Below are 17,123 nucleotides of genomic sequence, written 5' to 3' on the forward strand. Positions count from 1 at the left end.
CAACGTGGCGTCCGGCGGCGGGCTTAGGCTGGGCGCCGTGCTGATCGCGATCGAAGGGGTGGACGGCGCGGGCAAGCGGACGTTGTCCGAGGGCCTGCGCAAAGCCTTCCAGGCGGCGGGAAAGTCCGTGGTTATCACGGCTTTTCCGCGTTACGGCCAATCGGTGACCGCCGACGTCGCGGCCGAGGCCCTGCACGGCCAGCACGGGGACCTGGCGTCGTCCGTCTACGCGATGGCGATGCTGTTCGCGCTCGACCGGGCCGGGGCCGTCGAGGACATCGAGGCGCTGCGCCGCGACCACGACGTGGTGATCCTGGATCGCTACGTCGCGTCCAACGCGGCCTACAGCGCCGCGCGCCTGCACGAGGACGCGGCCGGCGCGGCGGCCGCGTGGGTGCTCGAGCTCGAGTACCGGCGGCTGCGGCTGCCCGCGCCCGACTGGCAGGTGCTGCTCGCGGTGCCGGTGGAGCTGGCCGGGCAGCGCGCCCGCAGCCGGGCCCAGTCCGACCCCGGGCGGGCCCGCGACAGCTACGAGCGCGACGACCAACTTCAGCTGCGCACCGGCGCGGTGTACGCCGAGCTGGCCGCCGCGAACTGGGGCGGGCCCTGGCTGGTCGCCGACGCGGACGTCGATCCGGCCGAGCTGGCGGCGACTTTGACCGCCGGTTAGCACAGAATTGTCACGATTTGGCGGTATCGGGCACGAAACGCCCGTGTGGCGTGCCGGGTTTGTCCCGATCTGGTGACACCATGGACTCCATGAGGCAAAGGATTCTCGTCGTCGATGACGACGCTTCGCTGGCCGAGATGCTCACCATCGTGTTGCGTGGGGAGGGTTTCGACACCGCGGTCATCGGTGACGGCACCCAGGCCCTGACCGCGGTGCGCGAACTGCGCCCCGATCTGGTGTTGTTGGACCTGATGCTGCCCGGCATGAACGGCATCGACGTCTGTCGCGTGTTGCGTGCCGATTCGGGCGTGCCGATCGTCATGCTGACGGCCAAGACCGACACCGTGGACGTGGTCCTCGGCCTCGAGTCCGGCGCCGACGACTACATCATGAAGCCGTTCAAGCCCAAGGAGCTGGTGGCGCGGGTGCGGGCGCGGCTGCGGCGCAACGACGACGAGCCGGCGGAGATGCTCTCCATCGCCGACGTCGAGATCGACGTGCCGGCGCACAAGGTCACCCGCAACGGCGAGCAGATCTCGCTGACGCCGCTGGAGTTCGACCTGCTGGTCGCGTTGGCGCGCAAACCGCGGCAGGTGTTTACTCGTGATGTGCTGCTCGAACAGGTGTGGGGCTACCGGCACCCGGCGGACACCCGCCTGGTGAACGTGCACGTCCAGCGTCTGCGGGCCAAGGTTGAGAAGGACCCGGAGAATCCGACCGTGGTGCTGACCGTTCGAGGAGTGGGATACAAGGCCGGACCTCCGTGATCCGGGAGCGTCGTTGATTTGGCGCTCGCCGCGACGGACTAGGAGCCGCTGGGGGCGTTCGGGTCCCATGACCCGCGGCATGGGTGCGGTGAGTCGCGCCGTTGCCGTTGCGTGGCGCCGGTCGTTGCAGCTGCGTGTCGTCGCGCTGACGCTCGGACTGTCCCTGGCGGTGATCCTGGCGCTCGGCTTCGTGTTGACTTCTCAGGTCACCAATCGGGTGCTCGACGTGAAGGTCAGGGCCGGCATCGAGCAGATCGAGCGGGCGCGCACCACCGTCGGTGGGATCGTCAGCGGCGAGGAGACCCGCTCGCTGGACAGCAGCCTGCAGCTGGCCCGCAACACGTTGACCTCCAAGACCGACCCGGCGTCCGGCGCGGGGCTGGCCGGCGCCTTCGACGCGGTGCTGATCGTGCCGGGGGACGGGCCGCGCGCGGCCACCACGGCCGGGCCCGTCGACCAGGTGCCCAATTCCCTGCGCGGGTTCGTCAAGGCCGGGCAGGCGTCCTACCAGTACGCCACCGTGCACACCGACGGCTTCTCCGGCCCGGCGCTGATCATGGGGACGCCGGCCTCCTCGCAGGTGGCCAACCTGGAGCTGTACCTGATCTTCCCGTTGAAGAACGAGCAGGCCACCATCACGCTGGTCCGCGGCACCATGATCACCGGCGGCGCCGTGCTGCTGGTGCTGCTCGCCGGGATCGCCCTGCTGGTGTCCCGCCAGGTGGTGGTCCCGGTGCGGTCGGCGTCGCGGATCGCCGAACGGTTCGCCGAAGGCCACCTGTCCGAGCGGATGCCGGTGCGCGGCGAGGACGACATGGCCCGGCTGGCGGTGTCCTTCAACGACATGGCGGAAAGCCTGTCCCGCCAGATCACCCAGCTCGAGGAGTTCGGCAACCTGCAGCGCCGGTTCACCTCCGACGTCAGCCACGAACTCCGCACGCCGCTGACCACCGTCCGGATGGCCGCCGACCTGATCTACGACCACAGCGAGGATCTCGACCCGACGTTGCGCCGGTCCACCGAGCTGATGGTCAACGAGCTGGACCGGTTCGAGTCGCTGCTCAACGACCTGCTGGAAATCTCGCGCCACGACGCCGGTGTCGCCGAGCTGTCCGTCGAGGCGGTGGACCTGCGCACCACCGTGCAGAGCGCGCTCGGCAACGTCGGCCACCTGGCCGAGGACGCCGGCATCGAGCTGCTCGTCGACCTGCCCGACGAGGAGGTGATCGCCGAGGTCGACACCCGGCGGGTGGAGCGGATCCTGCGCAACCTGATCGCCAACGCCATCGACCACGCCGAGCACAAGCCGGTGCAGATCCGGATGGGCGCCGACGAGGACACCGTCGCGGTCACCGTCCGCGACTACGGGGTGGGCCTGCGGCCCGGCGAGGAGAAGCTGGTGTTCAGCCGGTTCTGGCGGGCCGACCCGTCGCGGGTGCGCCGGTCCGGCGGCACCGGGCTCGGCCTGGCGATCAGCGTGGAGGACGCGCGCCTGCACCAGGGCCGGCTGGAGGCGTGGGGCGAGCCCGGCGAGGGCTCCTGCTTCCGGCTGACGCTCCCGCTGGTTCGCGGCCACAAGGTGACCACCAGCCCGCTGCCCATGAAGCCCATCCCGCCGACGGCCACCACGAACCCGGCGGCCCCGCCGCCGGCGAAAGAACGCTCGCGGCTGCGTGAACCGGCCGAGAGGAGCGGGTGATGCGGCGCCTGATCGGGCTGCTGCTGCTCGCGGTGCTGCTGGCGGGCTGCGCCGGCGTGCCCAGCTCGTCGGCCCCACAGGCCATCGGCACGGTCGAGCGGCCGGCGCCGTCGAACCTGCCCAAGCCGACGCCGGGCATGGATCCCGACGTGCTGCTGCGCGAATTCCTCAAGGCCACAGCCGATCCCGCGAACCGGCATCTGGCCGCGCGGCAGTTCCTGACCCAGTCGGCCTCCAACTCCTGGGACGACGCCGGTAGCGCGCTGCTGATCGACCACGTGGTGTTCGTGGAAACCCGTGCCGCCGAACGGGTTTCGGCGACCATGCGGGCGGACATCCTGGGGTCGCTGTCGGACATGGGGGTGTTCGAAACGGCCGAGGGGGTGCTGCCCGACCCGGGCCCGATCGAGTTGGTGAAGACCTCCGGCGGGTGGCGGATCGACCGGCTGCCCAACGGGGTCTTCCTGGACTGGCAGCAGTTCCAGTCGACCTACAAGCGCAACACGCTGTACTTCGCCGACCCGACCGGCAAGACGGTGGTTCCGGATCCGCGCTACGTCGCGGTCGCCGATCACGATCAGCTGGCCACCGAGTTGGTCTCCAAGCTGATCGCCGGACCGCGGCCCGAGATGGCGCACACGGTCCGCAACCTGCTCGCCCCGCCGCTGCGGCTGCGCGGGCCGGTGACCCGCGCCGACGGCGGCAAGAACGGCATCGGGCGCGGCTACGGCGGCGCGCGCATCGAACTGGAGAAGCTGTCCACCACCGATCCGCACAGCCGGGCTTTGCTTGCGGCGCAGATCATTTGGACGCTGGCCCGGGCGGACATCCGGGGGCCGTATGTGATCAACGCCGACGGCGCGCCGCTGGACGACAGGTTCGCCGAGGGCTGGACCACCTCCGACGTCGCCGCCACCGACCCGGGCGTGGCCGACGGCGCGGGCGCCGGGCTGCATGCCCTGGTGAACGGGTCGCTGGTGTCGCTGGACGGCCAGCACTTCGCGAACGTGCCCGGGGCCTTCGGGCGCATGGGCGACCAGACCGGCGCGGCGCTGTCGCGCAGCGGGCGGCAGGTGGCGTCGGTCGTGACCCTGCACCGCGGCGCGCCCGACGAGGCGGCGTCGCTGTGGATCGGCGACCTCGGCGGCGAGGCGGTGCAGTCCGCCGACGGGCACGGCCTGTCGCGCCCGAGCTGGTCGCTGGACGACGCGGTCTGGGTGGTGGTGGACGGCAACAACGTGCTGCGCGCGATCCAGGAACCGGCCTCGGGCCAACCCGCCCGCATCCCGGTCGATTCCGTCGCCGTGTCCAGCCGGTTCCCGGGCCCGATCACCGACCTGCAGCTGTCCCGCGACAGCACGCGCGCCGCGATGGTGATCGGCGGTCAGGTGATCCTGGCCAGCGTCGAGCAGACCCAGGCCGGCCAGTACGCCCTGACGTATCCGCGGCGGCTCGGCTTCGGGCTGGGCAACTCGGTGGTCTCGCTGTCCTGGCGCACGGGCGACGACATCGTGGTGACCCGCACCGACCCCAGCCACCCGGTCTCCTACGTCAACCTCGACGGGGTGAACTCCGACGCGCCCGCCCGCGGCCTGCAGATGCCGGTGCTGACGGTCGCGGCCAACCCCTCGACCGTCTACGTCGGCGCGTCCCAAGGGGTGCTGCAGTATTCGGCGGCGGCGGCCGAGGGCCAGCAGGGCTGGTCCGAGGTGCCCGGGCTGATGGTGTTCGGGGCGGCGCCGGTGCTGCCGGGCTGACCCGGGGTTGTCGGTCCCGCCCGCGACACTGGCCCCATGCTCGACCTCATCCTGCCGCTGCAGTGCGGCGGCTGCGGCGCCCCATCGACCCGCTGGTGTGCGGCCTGCGCCCGGGAGCTGAGGGTGGCCGCCGACCAGCCGCATGTGGTGAGCCCGCGCGTCGACCCGGGGGTGCCGGTGTTCGCGCTCGGCCGCTACGCCGGCGCCCGCCGGCAGGCGATCCTGGCGCTCAAGGAGCACGGCCGCGCCGATCTGGTCGGCCCGTTGGCGGGGGCGCTGGCCACGGGCGTGCACCGGCTGCTGTCGTGGGGCATGGTCGAGACCCCGCTGACCCTGATACCGGCGCCGACGCGTCGTTCGGCGGCTCGCCGGCGCGGCGGCGACCCGGTCACGAGGCTCGTGCGCACGGCGGTGGCGGGCCACCCGGCCATCACGGTCGCCCCGGCGCTGCGGATGAGGGCGCTCGCTCGCGACTCGGTGGGGCTGGGCACGGGCGCCCGCGAGCGCAACGTCGCGGGCCGGGTGCGGCTGCGCCGCGCGCCCCCGGCCACCGAGGTCTTGATCGTCGATGACGTCGTCACCACCGGGGCGACGGCCCGCGAATCGGTGCGGATACTGCGGGCGGCGGGGGTTCGGGTCACCGCAGTGCTGACGCTCGCGGCCGCCTGAGGCTGGGCGGTCGCCAAGAGTATGTGAAGAACTCGCAACAGCTCCGCGAAATCAGTGGCATGGCGAGGCGAACACGAGCTAACGTCGAGAACAACGTTAATCGACTCACTGGTCTGACTCACTGGTCGCGACATTCCCAGGTTGAGACCCCACTCGCGGGAAGGGGTGAGTATTCGACACCTTGCATCGGCGAGCAGCCTGCAGCGGTGATTTACCGAAAAGACCCGCTCTCCCCACCTCGTCGGCGCGTCGTCAGCAAGCCGGGCACGCAGGGCGCGTGCGACGTGAAAGAGAAACGAGTTGTCACGTATGTCAAGGCTATCCGTGGATTCCGGTCAAATTCTTGACCCACCGCCGACGCAAACCGACGGCCAAGCCCAACCGACGACGACCGAAGCCGAAGTCGTCTTCAAGGGCCGCAATGTTGAAATCCCAGACCACTACCGGGTGTACGTCTCCCAGAAACTCGCCCGCCTCGAACGGTTCGATCGCTCCATCTATCTCTTCGATGTCGAGCTCAAACACGCGCCCAACCGCCGACAGCGCAAGTCGTGTCAACGCGTGGAGATCACCGCCCGCGGCCGTGGGCCGGTGAGCCGCGCGGAGGCCTGCGCCGACAGCTTCTACGCGGCGTTCGAGTCCGCGGTCGACAAACTCGAGAACCGGCTGCGCCGCGCCAAGGACCGCCGCAAGGTCCACTACGGCGACAAGACCCCGGTGTCGCTGGCCGCCGCCACCGCGGTCGTGCCGCCGCCGCGCCCCGAACCCACGCCCGAGCCGACCGTCGACCATGACGGCGCCGACACCGACCACGAGCCCGGCCGGATCGTGCGGACCAAGGAACACCCGGCCAGGCCGATGACGGTCGACGACGCGCTCTACGAGATGGAGCTCGTCGGGCACGACTTCTTCCTGTTCCACGACAAGCAGACCGAACGGCCGTGCGTGGTGTACCGCCGCCACGCCTACGACTACGGGCTGATCAGGCTGTCCTGACGTTCGCCGGGTCGACGGCCATCACGCCGTCGTCACCTACCATGGGAGTCGCTTCAAGAGAAGAGACTCCCAACCAACAGGGGACATAGCTGTGCTGTCGAAGTTGCTGCGCCTTGGCGAAGGTCGCATGCTCAAACGTCTCAAGCGGGTGGCTGACTACGTCAACACCCTGTCCGACGAGGTCGAAAAGCTCACCGACGCGGAGCTGCGCGCCAAGACCGATGAGTTCAAGAAGCGGCACGCCGACGGCGAAAGCCTCGACGACCTGCTGCCCGAGGCGTTCGCGGTGGCCCGCGAGGCGGCCTGGCGGGTGCTCGACCAGCGCCCGTTCGACGTGCAGGTGATGGGCGCCGCGGCGCTGCACTTCGGCAACGTGGCGGAGATGAAGACCGGTGAGGGCAAGACGCTGACCTCGGTGCTGCCGGCCTATCTCAACGGCATCGGCGGCAAGGGCGTGCACGTCGTCACGGTCAACGACTACCTGGCCAAACGCGACAGCGAGTGGATGGGCCGCGTGCACCGCTTCCTCGGCCTGGACGTCGGCGTGATCCTCGCGCAGATGACGCCCGACGAGCGGCGGGTGGCGTATGCCGCCGACATCACCTACGGCACCAACAACGAGTTCGGCTTCGACTACCTGCGCGACAACATGGCGCATTCGCTCGACGACCTGGTGCAGCGCGGCCACAACTTCGCCATCGTCGACGAGGTCGACTCCATCCTGATCGACGAGGCCCGCACCCCGCTGATCATCTCCGGGCCCGCCGACGGCGCCTCCAACTGGTACCTGGAGTTCGCCCGGCTGGCGCCGCTGATGGAGAAGGACGTCCACTACGAGGTGGACCTGCGCAAGCGCACCGTCGGGGTGCACGAGCTGGGCGTCGAGTTCGTCGAGGACCAGCTCGGCATCGACAACCTCTACGAGGCCGCCAACTCGCCGCTGGTCAGTTACCTCAACAACGCGCTGAAGGCCAAGGAGCTGTTCAGCCGCGACAAGGACTACATCGTCCGCGACGGCGAAGTGCTCATCGTCGACGAGTTCACCGGCCGCGTGCTCTACGGCCGCCGCTACAACGAGGGCATGCACCAGGCCATCGAGGCCAAGGAGCACGTCGAGATCAAGGCCGAGAACCAGACGCTGGCCACCATCACGCTGCAGAACTACTTCCGGCTCTACGACAAGCTCGCCGGCATGACCGGTACCGCCCAGACCGAGGCGGCCGAGCTGCACGAGATCTACAAGCTCGGGGTCGTGTCCATCCCGACCAACAAGCCGATGGTCCGCGCCGACCAGTCCGACCTGATCTACAAGACCGAGGAGGCCAAGTACATCGCGGTGGTCGACGACGTCGTCGAGCGCTACGAGAAGGGCCAGCCGGTGCTGATCGGCACCACCAGCGTCGAGCGCTCCGAGTACCTGTCGCGGCAGTTCCAGAAGCGCCGCGTCCCGCACAACGTGCTCAACGCCAAGTACCACGAGCAGGAGGCCGGCATCGTCGCGGTGGCCGGCCGGCGCGGCGGGGTCACCGTGGCCACCAACATGGCCGGCCGCGGCACCGACATCGTGCTGGGCGGCAACGTCGACTTCCTCACCGACCAGCGGCTGCGCGAGCGCGGCCTGGATCCGGTGGAGACCCCCGACGAGTACGAGGCCGCGTGGCACGAGGAGCTGCCCAAGGTCAAGGAGGAGGCCGGCAAGGAGGCCGCCGAGGTGGTCGAGGCCGGCGGCCTGTACGTGCTGGGCACCGAACGCCACGAGTCGCGGCGCATCGACAACCAGCTGCGCGGCCGCTCCGGCCGCCAGGGCGACCCGGGCGAGTCGCGCTTCTACCTGTCGCTGGGCGACGAGCTCATGCGCCGCTTCAACGGCGCCGCCCTCGAGGCGATGCTGAACCGGCTGAACCTGCCCGACGACGTGCCGATCGAGGCCAAGATGGTCACCCGCGCGATCAAGAGCGCCCAGACCCAGGTCGAGCAGCAGAACTTCGAGGTCAGAAAGAACGTCCTCAAGTACGACGAGGTGATGAACCAGCAGCGCAAGGTGATCTACGCCGAGCGCCGCCGCATCCTGGAGGGCGAGAACCTCAAGGAGCAGGCGCTCGACATGGTCCGCGACGTGGTCACCGCCTACGTCACCGGCGCGACCGCCGACGGCTACGCCGAGGACTGGGACCTCGAAGCGCTGTGGACGGCGCTGAAGACGCTGTATCCGGTCGGCATCGACCACCACGCGTTGATGCGTCTGGATGCCGACTCCGAGCGCGACGACCTCACCCGTGAGGAGCTGCTCGACGAGCTGCTCAAGGACGCCGAACGCGCTTACGGGGCAAGGGAAGCCGAGCTCGAGGAGATCGCCGGCGAGGGCGCGATGCGTCAACTCGAACGCAACGTGCTGCTCAACGTGATCGACCGCAAGTGGCGCGAACACCTCTACGAGATGGACTACCTCAAGGAGGGCATCGGGCTGCGCGCGATGGCGCAGCGCGACCCGCTGGTGGAATACCAGCGCGAGGGTTACGACATGTTCATGGCCATGCTCGACGGCATGAAAGAGGAGTCGGTCGGCTTCCTGTTCAACGTGACGGTCGAGGCGGTGCCCAGCCCGCAGGTCGCCCCGGTGGAAACGCCGGAGGGACTCAAGGAGCTGGGAGCCGCGGCCGATCAGGGCGACACCGCCCCGCCCGCGCGCGAAGAGGCGCCAACCCAATTGCGCGCCAAGGGAATCGAGACCGAGGCGCCGGCCATGACCTACTCCGGCCCGTCGGAGGACGGCTCGGCGCAGGTGCAGCGCAACGGCGGCAACGGTCAGAAGACGCCGGCGGGCGTGTCCGGGGGAGGTTCCCGGCGCGAACGGCGTGCGGCCGCCAGGCAGCAGGGCCGCGGCGCCAAGCCGCCGAAGTCGGTGAAGCGGCGCTAGGGCGCGCCTTTATCTCCCGCCGAGCGTGCGGCGATGCGAGCGGCGCCAGATCGCGCGGCCAACGGCCACGGCGACGCACAGCACGAGCCCGGCGAGCAAGGACTGCAACGCGAAGACCGCGAAGTCGTTGACGTCGTAGGCGCCGCCGTCGCCGACGCACTGGAAGCTCACGCTGGTGCCCGACTGGCCCGGCTTGTAGCTGTAATGCGAAGTGTTGTAAGCCATCTCGTACCCGCTGTGGCAGACGATCGGGCTCATCCACAGCGCGGCCGACGGAATGACCGCGGTCACCGCCGCGCCGACCCCGGCGCACAGGGCGATCACTGCACCCAGTACCGCGACGACGGGTAAGACCCACCCGGCCCCCGCGCGCTTGCGCGTTGGCGCGGCGTACGCGATGGGCTCCGGTTGGCGTCGCTCGACGGATTGATCCCCTCCCGCGGCGGCCCTGGCGTCGGCCAGCTGGCGCTCTAATTCCGCGATGCGCTTTTGCTGCGCGAGCTGGCGTTCCAGTTCGGCGATGCGCTGCTGCGGGTCGTCCATCAGCACATGATCGTACTGCGCGACGGCGCGGCCGCGAGAATTTGAGGCAGCCGCCCCATGCGGTGCGGGCGCGCCCGCGCGCACCATTCACGCATGACCACTTCACGCACCCCGCTGGACGCCGCCACGGCCGTCCTGCGCAATCCCCGCCTGCCCGCCGGAGACGACGAACGCTTCGTCGGCTTCGGCGTGATGGGCCTCCCGTTCGCCAGCGGACACTATCTGGCGCTGCGGCACTTTCCCGCCACGTCGTTCTCGCCCGGCTACCGCTCGGTGTGGCATCGCGACCCCGACGGGGAGTGGACCTTCTACGCCACCACGCCGGGACCGCAGAGCTGCGCCCGCTTCTTCAGCTCGGCGACGCCCAACGACGCGGTGCAATGCGACATCGACGTCGCCTGGGTCACCCCCTGGTCGCTGTTCGTCGAGATCCCGAATCTGCTTGCCTGGCATATCGATATCGGCGCCACCCTGTCGACCCGGCTGATGAGCGCGGTGGGCGGCCGGTTGCCGGCGCGCGCGTGGACGAACCGGGCGATGCTGGCCGCCCTGGGCCGGGCCGCCGGCCCCACCCTGCGCGCCGGCCGGGTCCGGCTCGCGGGAACGGCGCCGAATGGGCAGCGCTTCATGATCGCCCCCGCACAGGTGTGGGCGGTGACGGACTCGCGCGCCGCGTGGCGTGGGGCCGACCTGGGACCGGTCGGCCCACTGCCGGATCAGCCGCGGCTGGCCGGCTTCCGGCCGCCGCAGCGCGGACTGTTCGTCGTCGGCTCGGGGCATTTCGAAACGTTCGACGCCGCCCGCCACCACGGCGTCGGGCGCACTGTGCCAATCGGCTGACCGCGGGCCGATGAGCTGGGCACAATGAGGCCCATGTCGGAGCCCGAATTGCCGACCCGCGCCGAGCTGCTGGCGGCGCTGTCGGTGGCGATCGACCTGGGCCTGGGGCAGCCCGCCGAGCACATGCTCCGGGCGGCGCTCATCGCGACCAGGCTCGCCGACCGCCTCGGGCTCGACCAGGAACAACGGGACTGCACCTACTACACGACGCTGGTCATGTGGATCGGCTGTCACGCCGACTCCCACGAATACGCCCGCTGGTTCGGCGACGACATCGCCGTGCGCCACGACTCGTACCTGGTCGACTGGTCGGGGCTGCCGTACCTGCGGTTCCTGGCCGGCAACGTGGGCCGCGGCCAGCCGTTGGCGCACCGATTGAGCTTGATGGCAACGCTTTTCGCCAACGCGCGCGGCCACATCTCCCGATTGATTCACTCGCATTGCACCTCGGCGGCCGTGCTGGCCGACCGAATCGGCTTGGGCCCCAACGTCCAGGCGGCGGTGGCGTTCGCGTTCGAGCGCTATGACGGCGGCGGCCTGCCCGCCGGCGCGCAGGGCGACGAGATTCCGATTCAGATGCGGATCGCCCAACTGGCCGACATGGTCGAGGTGCACCACCGCAACTACGGTGTGGCCGGGGCCATGGCCATGGTGCGCGACCGGTGCGGCGGCCAGTTCGATCCGAAGGTCGCCGACGCGTTCTTGCGCGACGCGGAGGAGGTCCTGGCCGGCCCGCCGGCCGGCGACGCGTGGGCGGCGGCATTGGCCGCGGCGCCCGAGCAAAGCCGTCTCGACGACCGGTCGCTGGACGCCCTGCTCGTCGCACTCGGCGACTTCGTCGACTTGAAATGTCCGTTCACCCTTGGCCATTCACGCGCGGTGGCCCGGCTCGCCGGGGACGCGGCGCGGGCCGCGGGCGTGGACGCCGACGCGGTGGCGTTGACGCGGCGCGCCGGCCACGTGCACGACCTGGGCCGCATCGGGGTGTCCAATCAGATCTGGTCCCGGCAAGGGCCGTTGACGGCGGCGGAATTCGAACGCGTGAGGCTGCACCCGTACCTGACGGTGCGCATCCTCAACCAGGTTCCGGCGCTTCGGCAGCTCGCGGAGGTCGCGGGCAACCACCACGAATGCCTGGACGGCTCCGGATATCCGCGCGGGCTCGCCGGGTCGGCGCTCGGCCTGCCGGACCGCATCCTGGCGGCCGCGGTCTCCTACCAGTCCGCCTGCGAGCCCAGGCCGTACCGCGAGGCGATGTCCCCGGACGCGGCGGCCCGGCGGCTGCGCGGGCGGGTGCAGGCCGGCGAGCTCGAGTCGGTGGCCGTCGAGGCGGTGCTGCACGCGGCGGGCCAGCCGGCGCAGCGGCCCAACGTGCGCCCGGACGGCTTGACGCCCAGGGAGATCGAGGTGCTGTGTCTGGTCGCCCGCGGCGCCTCGAACAAGGACATCGCGGCGTCGCTGGTGATCAGCGAGAAAACCGCCCGCAACCACGTCGAGCGGACCTACGCCAAGATCGGCGTATCGAACCGCATCGGCGCCAGCATGTACGCGCTGCGCAACGGACTGGTCAAAAATACCTAGTGGCCCGGCCGGCAAAGATGAGGCAAACGACCTATGGTCGTGCGCTCCCACGCGGCGGACACTAAGCCCATGAAGCGATACTTGACGCTTGGTTACGGCGCCGCGGCGTACCTGCTCTTCCTCGCGGCATTTCTGTATCTCATTGCCTTCGTGGGCAACTTCGCGGTGCCACGAAGCGTCGACCGCGGGCTCACCGCGCCCCTCGCCGAGGCGATGCCGTTCAACGCGGCGTTGGTCGCCCTGTTCGGGATCCAGCACAGCGTGATGGCCCGGCCCGGGTTCAAGCGCTGGTGGGCGCGCTTCGTGCCGTCGGCGATCGAGCGCAGCACCTACGTGCTGTTCTCGAGCGTGGTGCTGGCCCTGCTGTATTGGCAATGGCGAACGATGCCGACGGTGATCTGGGATGTGCGGATGCCCGCGGCCCGCGGGGTGCTGTGGGCGCTGTTCTGGCTCGGCTGGGCGATCGCGCTGCTGGCGACCTTCCTGATCAACCACTTCGACCTGTTCGGGCTGCGGCAGGTGTACCTGGCGTCGCGCCAACAGCCCTACACCAGCATCGAATTCCGCGTCCGCCTGCTCTACCGGGTGGTGCGCCACCCGCTGATGCTCGGCATGGTCATCGCGTTCTGGGCCGCGCCCGTCATGACGGCCGGACACCTGCTGTTCTCGATCGGCATGACGGGCTACATCCTGATCGCCACGCAGCTCGAGGAGCGCGACCTGATCGCGGCGCTCGGCCACCAGTACGCCGACTACCGCCGCGAGGTGTCCATGCTGCTGCCGATTCCGCGCCGGCACAGCACCGAGATGGCGCAGCAGGGCTGATTTCAGCAGTTCTATAGGAGCCCGCCGATCCGGCACCGGCGCCGCCGTCCGACCTGTCAGGATTGACGGTATGGATGTCAAGGAGGTGCTGCTGCCGGGCGTCGGCCTTCGCTACGAGTTCACCGACCACAAGGGCGACCGCATCGGCATCATCGCGCGGCGCAGCGGCGACTTCGAGGTCGTCGTCTATGCCCGGGAGGATCCCGACGAGGCCCGCCCGCTGCTGCACCTCAGCGAGGAAGAGGCCGAGGCGGTGGCCGCCATCCTGGGCGCGCCCCGGATCGCCGAGCGGTTCACCGAGCTGGCCCGCGAGATACCCGGACTCGAGACCGGACAGGTTCACATCCTGGCCAGCAGCCCGTTCGTCGACCATCCGCTGGGCGACACCCACGCCCGCACCCGCACCGGCGCCTCCATCGTCGCGATCGTGCGCAACGACGAAGTGCTCGCCTCGCCCGGGCCGGCCGAAATGCTGCATGCCCGAGACGTTTTGATCGTAATCGGAACCCAGGACGGCATCGCCGGCGTCGAGCAGATCATCGACAAGGGCTGAGCCGGTGCAAGTTTCGTGGGCGCTGCTGCTACAAGTCGGCGCCCTCCTGGCCACGCTGGCCGTATTGGGCGGCGTGGCACGCCGATTCGCGTTGTCGCCGATTCCGGTTTACCTGCTCGCGGGCCTGTCGCTGGGTAAGGGCGGAATCCTGCCGCTGGCCGCCGGCGGCCAGTTCATCACGACGAGCGCGCCCATCGGCGTCGTGCTGCTGCTGCTGACCCTGGGCCTGGAGTTCTCCGCGGCCGAATTCGCCGCCAGCCTGCGGCACCACCTGCCGTCGGCGGGCGTGGACGTCGTGCTGAACGCGACCCCCGGCGCGGTCGCCGGCTGGCTGCTGGGACTGGACGGCGTGGCCATCCTGTGCCTGGCCGGCGTCACCTACATCTCCTCCTCGGGCGTCATCGCGCGCCTGCTGGAGGACCTGCGCCGGCTCGGTAACCGGGAGACGCCGGCGGTGCTGTCCGTGCTGGTGCTGGAGGATTTCGCGATGGCGGCCTACCTGCCGCTGTTCGCCGTGCTGGCCTCGGGCGGCGGGTGGCTGCATGCCGTCGTCGGGATGGTGGCGGCGGTGGCCGCGCTGCTGGCGGCGTTCGCCGCGTCCTACCGCTGGGGCCACCACGTCGGCCGGCTGGTCGAACATCCCGATTCCGAGCAGCTGCTGCTGCGGGTGCTGGGCGTCACCCTGATCGTGGCCGCGATGGCCGAATCGCTGCACGCGTCAGCCGCCGTGGGCGCGTTCCTGGTGGGGCTGACGCTGACCGGGGAGACGGCGAAACGGGCGCGCGAGGTGCTGGGCCCGTTGCGCGATCTGTTCGCCGCGATCTTCTTTTTGGCGATCGGCTTCTCGGTCGACCCGCACGAGCTCATCCCGATGCTGCCGGCGGCGCTGATATTGGCCGTGGTCACCGCGGCGACCAAGGTGGCCACCGGGGTGTTCGCCGCCCGGCGCGACGGGGTGGCCCGGCGCGGGCAACTGCGCGCGGGCACCGCCCTGATCGCGCGGGGCGAGTTCTCGCTGATCATCATCGGGTTGGCGGGCACGTCGATCCCCGCCGTCGCCGCGCTGGCGACGTCGTACGTCTTCATCATGGCGATCGTGGGTCCCGTGCTGGCCCGCTATACCGGCGGCCCGCTGGCGCCCAGCCCCGGGCCCCCGCGCTAGGGGAGTCAACCGATGTGCAGGGCCACCACCAGCCACCCGGCGGGCGAGCGCTCGACGCGGCAGGCGATGGCGTGGACCCGGTTCCCGCGGCTGTAGGAGCCGAACACCTCGGCGGCGGTGTCCGGGTCGCGGTGACCCGCCGGCTGCAGCCGCAGCCGGCGCAGCACCGCGGCGCCCTGCTGACCGGCGGCCGAATGGCCTACCGCGACAACGGAATCCATCAGGGTCGGCGTCAGCAACGGGCGCAGTTGGGCGACGGGGCGGCGGCGGTCGATGACTTCGAGCACCCGGCGCAACGCGGCGTCGGCGAAGGTCGCCGCCTGGCGCATAGCCGCCGACATGACGGGGCGGGGCTGCTCCGCGGGTTGCCTGCCGGGCGGAAGGGGGCGGTGCGGCGCGCGCGGGCTGCGCCGGCGCAGCGCCGCGCGCGTCGACGGGCGGCACGCGGGCGCGTTCTGCGATATGTCTTGTGGGGGTGGCTCGTAGTCGACGACGGGTAGGACGGCGAAGGCGCCAGACGGACCCGCGACTGGGCTGGTGTTCACGCGCACTCTCCAACTCTTCGGCCGAACTCGCAAGAGCCCGCTGGAGAGTGGCAGGCAGTCGTCATCATGGCACAACTCGGGCTCGCGCGTGCCCGCGCTCGGCCGGGCGATTACGGTGGGCGGGACATCTCCTTTCCCAGCAGGGCGATGATTCGATGAGGAGGACTGCGCCCACATGGTGACCCGGTTGTCCCCATCGGACGCGTCGTTTTTTCGGCTGGAGAACACGGCCACCCCGATGTACGTCGGGTCGCTGTCGATCCTGCGCCGGCCCCGCGCGGGGCTGAGCTACGAGACGCTGCTGGCCACCGTCGAACATCGGTTGCCCCAGATCCCGCGTTATCGCCAGAAGGTCCGCGAGGTCCGGGTCGGCTCGGCCCGGCCGGTCTGGGTGGACGACGCCGACTTCGACATCACCTACCACGTGCGGCGCTCCGCGCTGCCCTCGCCGGGCAGCGACGAACAGCTGCACGAGCTCATCGCCCGGCTGGCCGCCCGGCCGCTGGACAAGTCACGGCCGCTGTGGGAGATGTACCTGGTCGAGGGTCTGGCCAAGAACCGGGTCGCCCTGTACACCAAGTCGCATCAAGCCCTGATCAGCGGCATGGCGGCGCTCGAGATCAACCATGTCATCGCCGACCGCACCAGGCGCCCCCCGGCGCTGCCCGAGGATATCTGGGTCCCGGAACGCGACCCGGGCAACGCGCGGCTGATCTTCGGCGCCATCGGCGACTGGTTCGTGGGGCCGGGCACCCAGCTGCAGGCCGTCGGGTCGGCCATCGGCGGCCTGGTGACCAACCATGGCGAGCTCCTCGCGGCGGGCCGCCGGGTGGTCGATTTCGCGCGGGCCGTGGCGCGCGGCACCGCGCCGAGCAGCCCGCTGAACGCCACCGTCTCGCGGCACCGGAGGTTCACGGTGGCGAGCTGCAACCTCGAGGACTACCGCACGCTGCGCGCGCGATACGACTGCGACGTCAACGACGTGGTGCTCGCGGTGATCGCCGGCGCGCTGGGCAATTGGCTGATGTCACGCGGGGTTGCGGTGTCGCCGACCGCGACGGTGCGCGCCATGGCGCCGCTGCCGATCTATGCCGACGGTCAGCTCGACGCGACCGGCCCTGGGCAGGCCATCAGCCAGGTGATGCCGTTCCTGGTCGACCTGCCGGTGGGGGAGCCGAACGCGGTGGTGCGGCTGTCGCAGATCGCGCACGCCACCGAGTCGAACCCCACGGGCGCCCGCCTGGTGGACGCCAGGACCATCGTCACCCTGTCCGGGTTCGCGCCGCCCACGCTGCACGCGATGGGCATTCGCGTCGCCACCAGCTTCCCCAGCTTCTCCCGGCGGACGTTCAACCTGCTGATCACCAACGCGCCCGGGGCCCAGTCGCAGATGTACGTCGCCGGCACCAAGCTGCTGGAGACCTACGCCGTGCCGCCGCTGCTGCACAACCAGGCGCTGGCCATCAGCGTGACGTCCTACAACCGCATGCTGTATTTCGGCATCAACGCCGACCGGGAGGCGATGAGCGACGTCGAGTTGCTGCCCGGCCTCTTGAGCCAATCGCTCGAGGAATTGCTGGAAGCTTCCCGGTAATTACC

General features: G+C 70.3%; 15 protein-coding genes. 13 read left to right on the forward strand and 2 right to left on the reverse strand.

What is annotated here, in order from left to right:
- The first annotated feature begins 37 nt into the window (after nucleotides 1-37).
- The 7 genes from A5680_RS02105 (at nucleotide 38) to secA (ending at nucleotide 9,475) form a co-directional block, all read left to right on the forward strand.
- Complete coding sequence (locus A5680_RS02105) at nucleotides 38-670, forward strand: dTMP kinase (RefSeq protein ID WP_067815651.1); 633 nt, start codon at nucleotides 38-40, stop codon at nucleotides 668-670.
- A gap of 80 nt (nucleotides 671-750) precedes the next feature.
- Complete coding sequence (mtrA, locus tag A5680_RS02110; RefSeq protein ID WP_007168097.1) at nucleotides 751-1,437, forward strand: two-component system response regulator MtrA; 687 nt, start codon at nucleotides 751-753, stop codon at nucleotides 1,435-1,437.
- 13 nt (nucleotides 1,438-1,450) lie between these two features.
- Complete coding sequence (gene mtrB, locus A5680_RS02115) at nucleotides 1,451-3,136, forward strand: MtrAB system histidine kinase MtrB (protein ID WP_082459687.1); 1,686 nt, start codon at nucleotides 1,451-1,453, stop codon at nucleotides 3,134-3,136.
- Complete coding sequence (gene lpqB, locus A5680_RS02120; protein WP_156349391.1) at nucleotides 3,136-4,893, forward strand: MtrAB system accessory lipoprotein LpqB; 1,758 nt, start codon at nucleotides 3,136-3,138, stop codon at nucleotides 4,891-4,893. Before mtrB ends, lpqB begins: the two co-directional genes overlap by 1 nt.
- A gap of 36 nt (nucleotides 4,894-4,929) precedes the next feature.
- On the forward strand, nucleotides 4,930-5,562 hold the full coding sequence (locus A5680_RS02125) for a ComF family protein (protein ID WP_067815606.1): 633 nt from the start codon (nucleotides 4,930-4,932) through the stop codon (nucleotides 5,560-5,562).
- 324 nt (nucleotides 5,563-5,886) lie between these two features.
- Complete coding sequence (gene hpf / locus A5680_RS02130; protein WP_055399080.1) at nucleotides 5,887-6,558, forward strand: ribosome hibernation-promoting factor, HPF/YfiA family; 672 nt, start codon at nucleotides 5,887-5,889, stop codon at nucleotides 6,556-6,558.
- Between the two features lie 91 nt (nucleotides 6,559-6,649).
- Complete coding sequence (secA, locus tag A5680_RS02135; RefSeq protein WP_067815609.1) at nucleotides 6,650-9,475, forward strand: preprotein translocase subunit SecA; 2,826 nt, start codon at nucleotides 6,650-6,652, stop codon at nucleotides 9,473-9,475.
- 9 nt (nucleotides 9,476-9,484) lie between these two features.
- Here secA and A5680_RS02140 read toward each other — a convergent pair whose 3' ends face one another.
- Nucleotides 9,485-10,018, reverse strand: coding sequence for a hypothetical protein (locus A5680_RS02140; RefSeq protein WP_156674978.1), 534 nt, complete (start codon nucleotides 10,016-10,018; stop codon nucleotides 9,485-9,487).
- Between the two features lie 93 nt (nucleotides 10,019-10,111).
- Between A5680_RS02140 and A5680_RS02145 the strand changes: the two genes are divergently transcribed.
- The 5 genes from A5680_RS02145 (at nucleotide 10,112) to A5680_RS02165 (ending at nucleotide 14,979) form a co-directional block, all read left to right on the forward strand.
- Nucleotides 10,112-10,858: a hypothetical protein gene (locus tag A5680_RS02145; RefSeq protein ID WP_067815654.1), complete on the forward strand. Its 747-nt coding sequence runs from the start codon at nucleotides 10,112-10,114 to the stop codon at nucleotides 10,856-10,858.
- 33 nt (nucleotides 10,859-10,891) lie between these two features.
- Nucleotides 10,892-12,439 carry an HD domain-containing phosphohydrolase gene (locus A5680_RS02150; RefSeq protein WP_082970234.1) on the forward strand — a complete coding sequence of 516 codons (1,548 nt, stop codon included), beginning with the start codon at nucleotides 10,892-10,894 and terminating at the stop codon, nucleotides 12,437-12,439.
- Between the two features lie 69 nt (nucleotides 12,440-12,508).
- Nucleotides 12,509-13,264: a methanethiol S-methyltransferase gene (gene mddA / locus A5680_RS02155; protein ID WP_067815660.1), complete on the forward strand. Its 756-nt coding sequence runs from the start codon at nucleotides 12,509-12,511 to the stop codon at nucleotides 13,262-13,264.
- Between the two features lie 70 nt (nucleotides 13,265-13,334).
- Entirely contained in the window at nucleotides 13,335-13,817 is a 483-nt protein-coding gene (locus A5680_RS02160) for a cation:proton antiporter regulatory subunit (protein WP_055399072.1), read from the forward strand.
- Nucleotides 13,818-13,821: 4 nt separating this feature from the next.
- Nucleotides 13,822-14,979, forward strand: coding sequence for a cation:proton antiporter (locus A5680_RS02165; RefSeq protein WP_067815618.1), 1,158 nt, complete (start codon nucleotides 13,822-13,824; stop codon nucleotides 14,977-14,979).
- 5 nt (nucleotides 14,980-14,984) lie between these two features.
- On the opposite strand, the gene A5680_RS02170 is transcribed toward A5680_RS02165, so the two are convergent.
- A complete protein-coding gene (locus tag A5680_RS02170) occupies nucleotides 14,985-15,524 on the reverse strand; it encodes an Rv3235 family protein (RefSeq protein ID WP_067815621.1) in 540 nt (179 codons plus the stop codon).
- Nucleotides 15,525-15,699: 175 nt separating this feature from the next.
- Here A5680_RS02170 and A5680_RS02175 point away from each other — a divergent pair, with 175 nt between their 5' ends.
- On the forward strand, nucleotides 15,700-17,118 hold the full coding sequence (locus tag A5680_RS02175; protein ID WP_067815624.1) for a wax ester/triacylglycerol synthase family O-acyltransferase: 1,419 nt from the start codon (nucleotides 15,700-15,702) through the stop codon (nucleotides 17,116-17,118).
- Nucleotides 17,119-17,123: the final 5 nt, after the last annotated feature.

It is taken from the genome of Mycobacterium sp. E2989, assembly GCF_001667595.1.
GTDB lineage: Bacteria > Actinomycetota > Actinomycetes > Mycobacteriales > Mycobacteriaceae > Mycobacterium.

Excerpts from the sequence above, each read along its gene's own strand:
- A5680_RS02125 (WP_067815606.1), top strand. The coding sequence starts at position 4,930 with ATGCTCGACCTCATCCTGCCGCTGCAGTGCGGCGGCTGCGGCGCCCCA.
- A5680_RS02145 (WP_067815654.1), top strand. The coding sequence starts at position 10,112 with ATGACCACTTCACGCACCCCGCTGGACGCCGCCACGGCCGTCCTGCGC.
- A5680_RS02160 (WP_055399072.1), top strand. The coding sequence starts at position 13,335 with ATGGATGTCAAGGAGGTGCTGCTGCCGGGCGTCGGCCTTCGCTACGAG.
- mddA (WP_067815660.1), top strand. The coding sequence starts at position 12,509 with ATGAAGCGATACTTGACGCTTGGTTACGGCGCCGCGGCGTACCTGCTC.
- lpqB (WP_156349391.1), top strand. The coding sequence starts at position 3,136 with ATGCGGCGCCTGATCGGGCTGCTGCTGCTCGCGGTGCTGCTGGCGGGC.
- mtrA (WP_007168097.1), top strand. The coding sequence starts at position 751 with ATGGACTCCATGAGGCAAAGGATTCTCGTCGTCGATGACGACGCTTCG.
- A5680_RS02175 (WP_067815624.1), top strand. The coding sequence starts at position 15,700 with ATGGTGACCCGGTTGTCCCCATCGGACGCGTCGTTTTTTCGGCTGGAG.
- A5680_RS02150 (WP_082970234.1), top strand. The coding sequence starts at position 10,892 with ATGTCGGAGCCCGAATTGCCGACCCGCGCCGAGCTGCTGGCGGCGCTG.
- A5680_RS02140 (WP_156674978.1), bottom strand. The coding sequence starts at position 10,018 with ATGGACGACCCGCAGCAGCGCATCGCCGAACTGGAACGCCAGCTCGCG.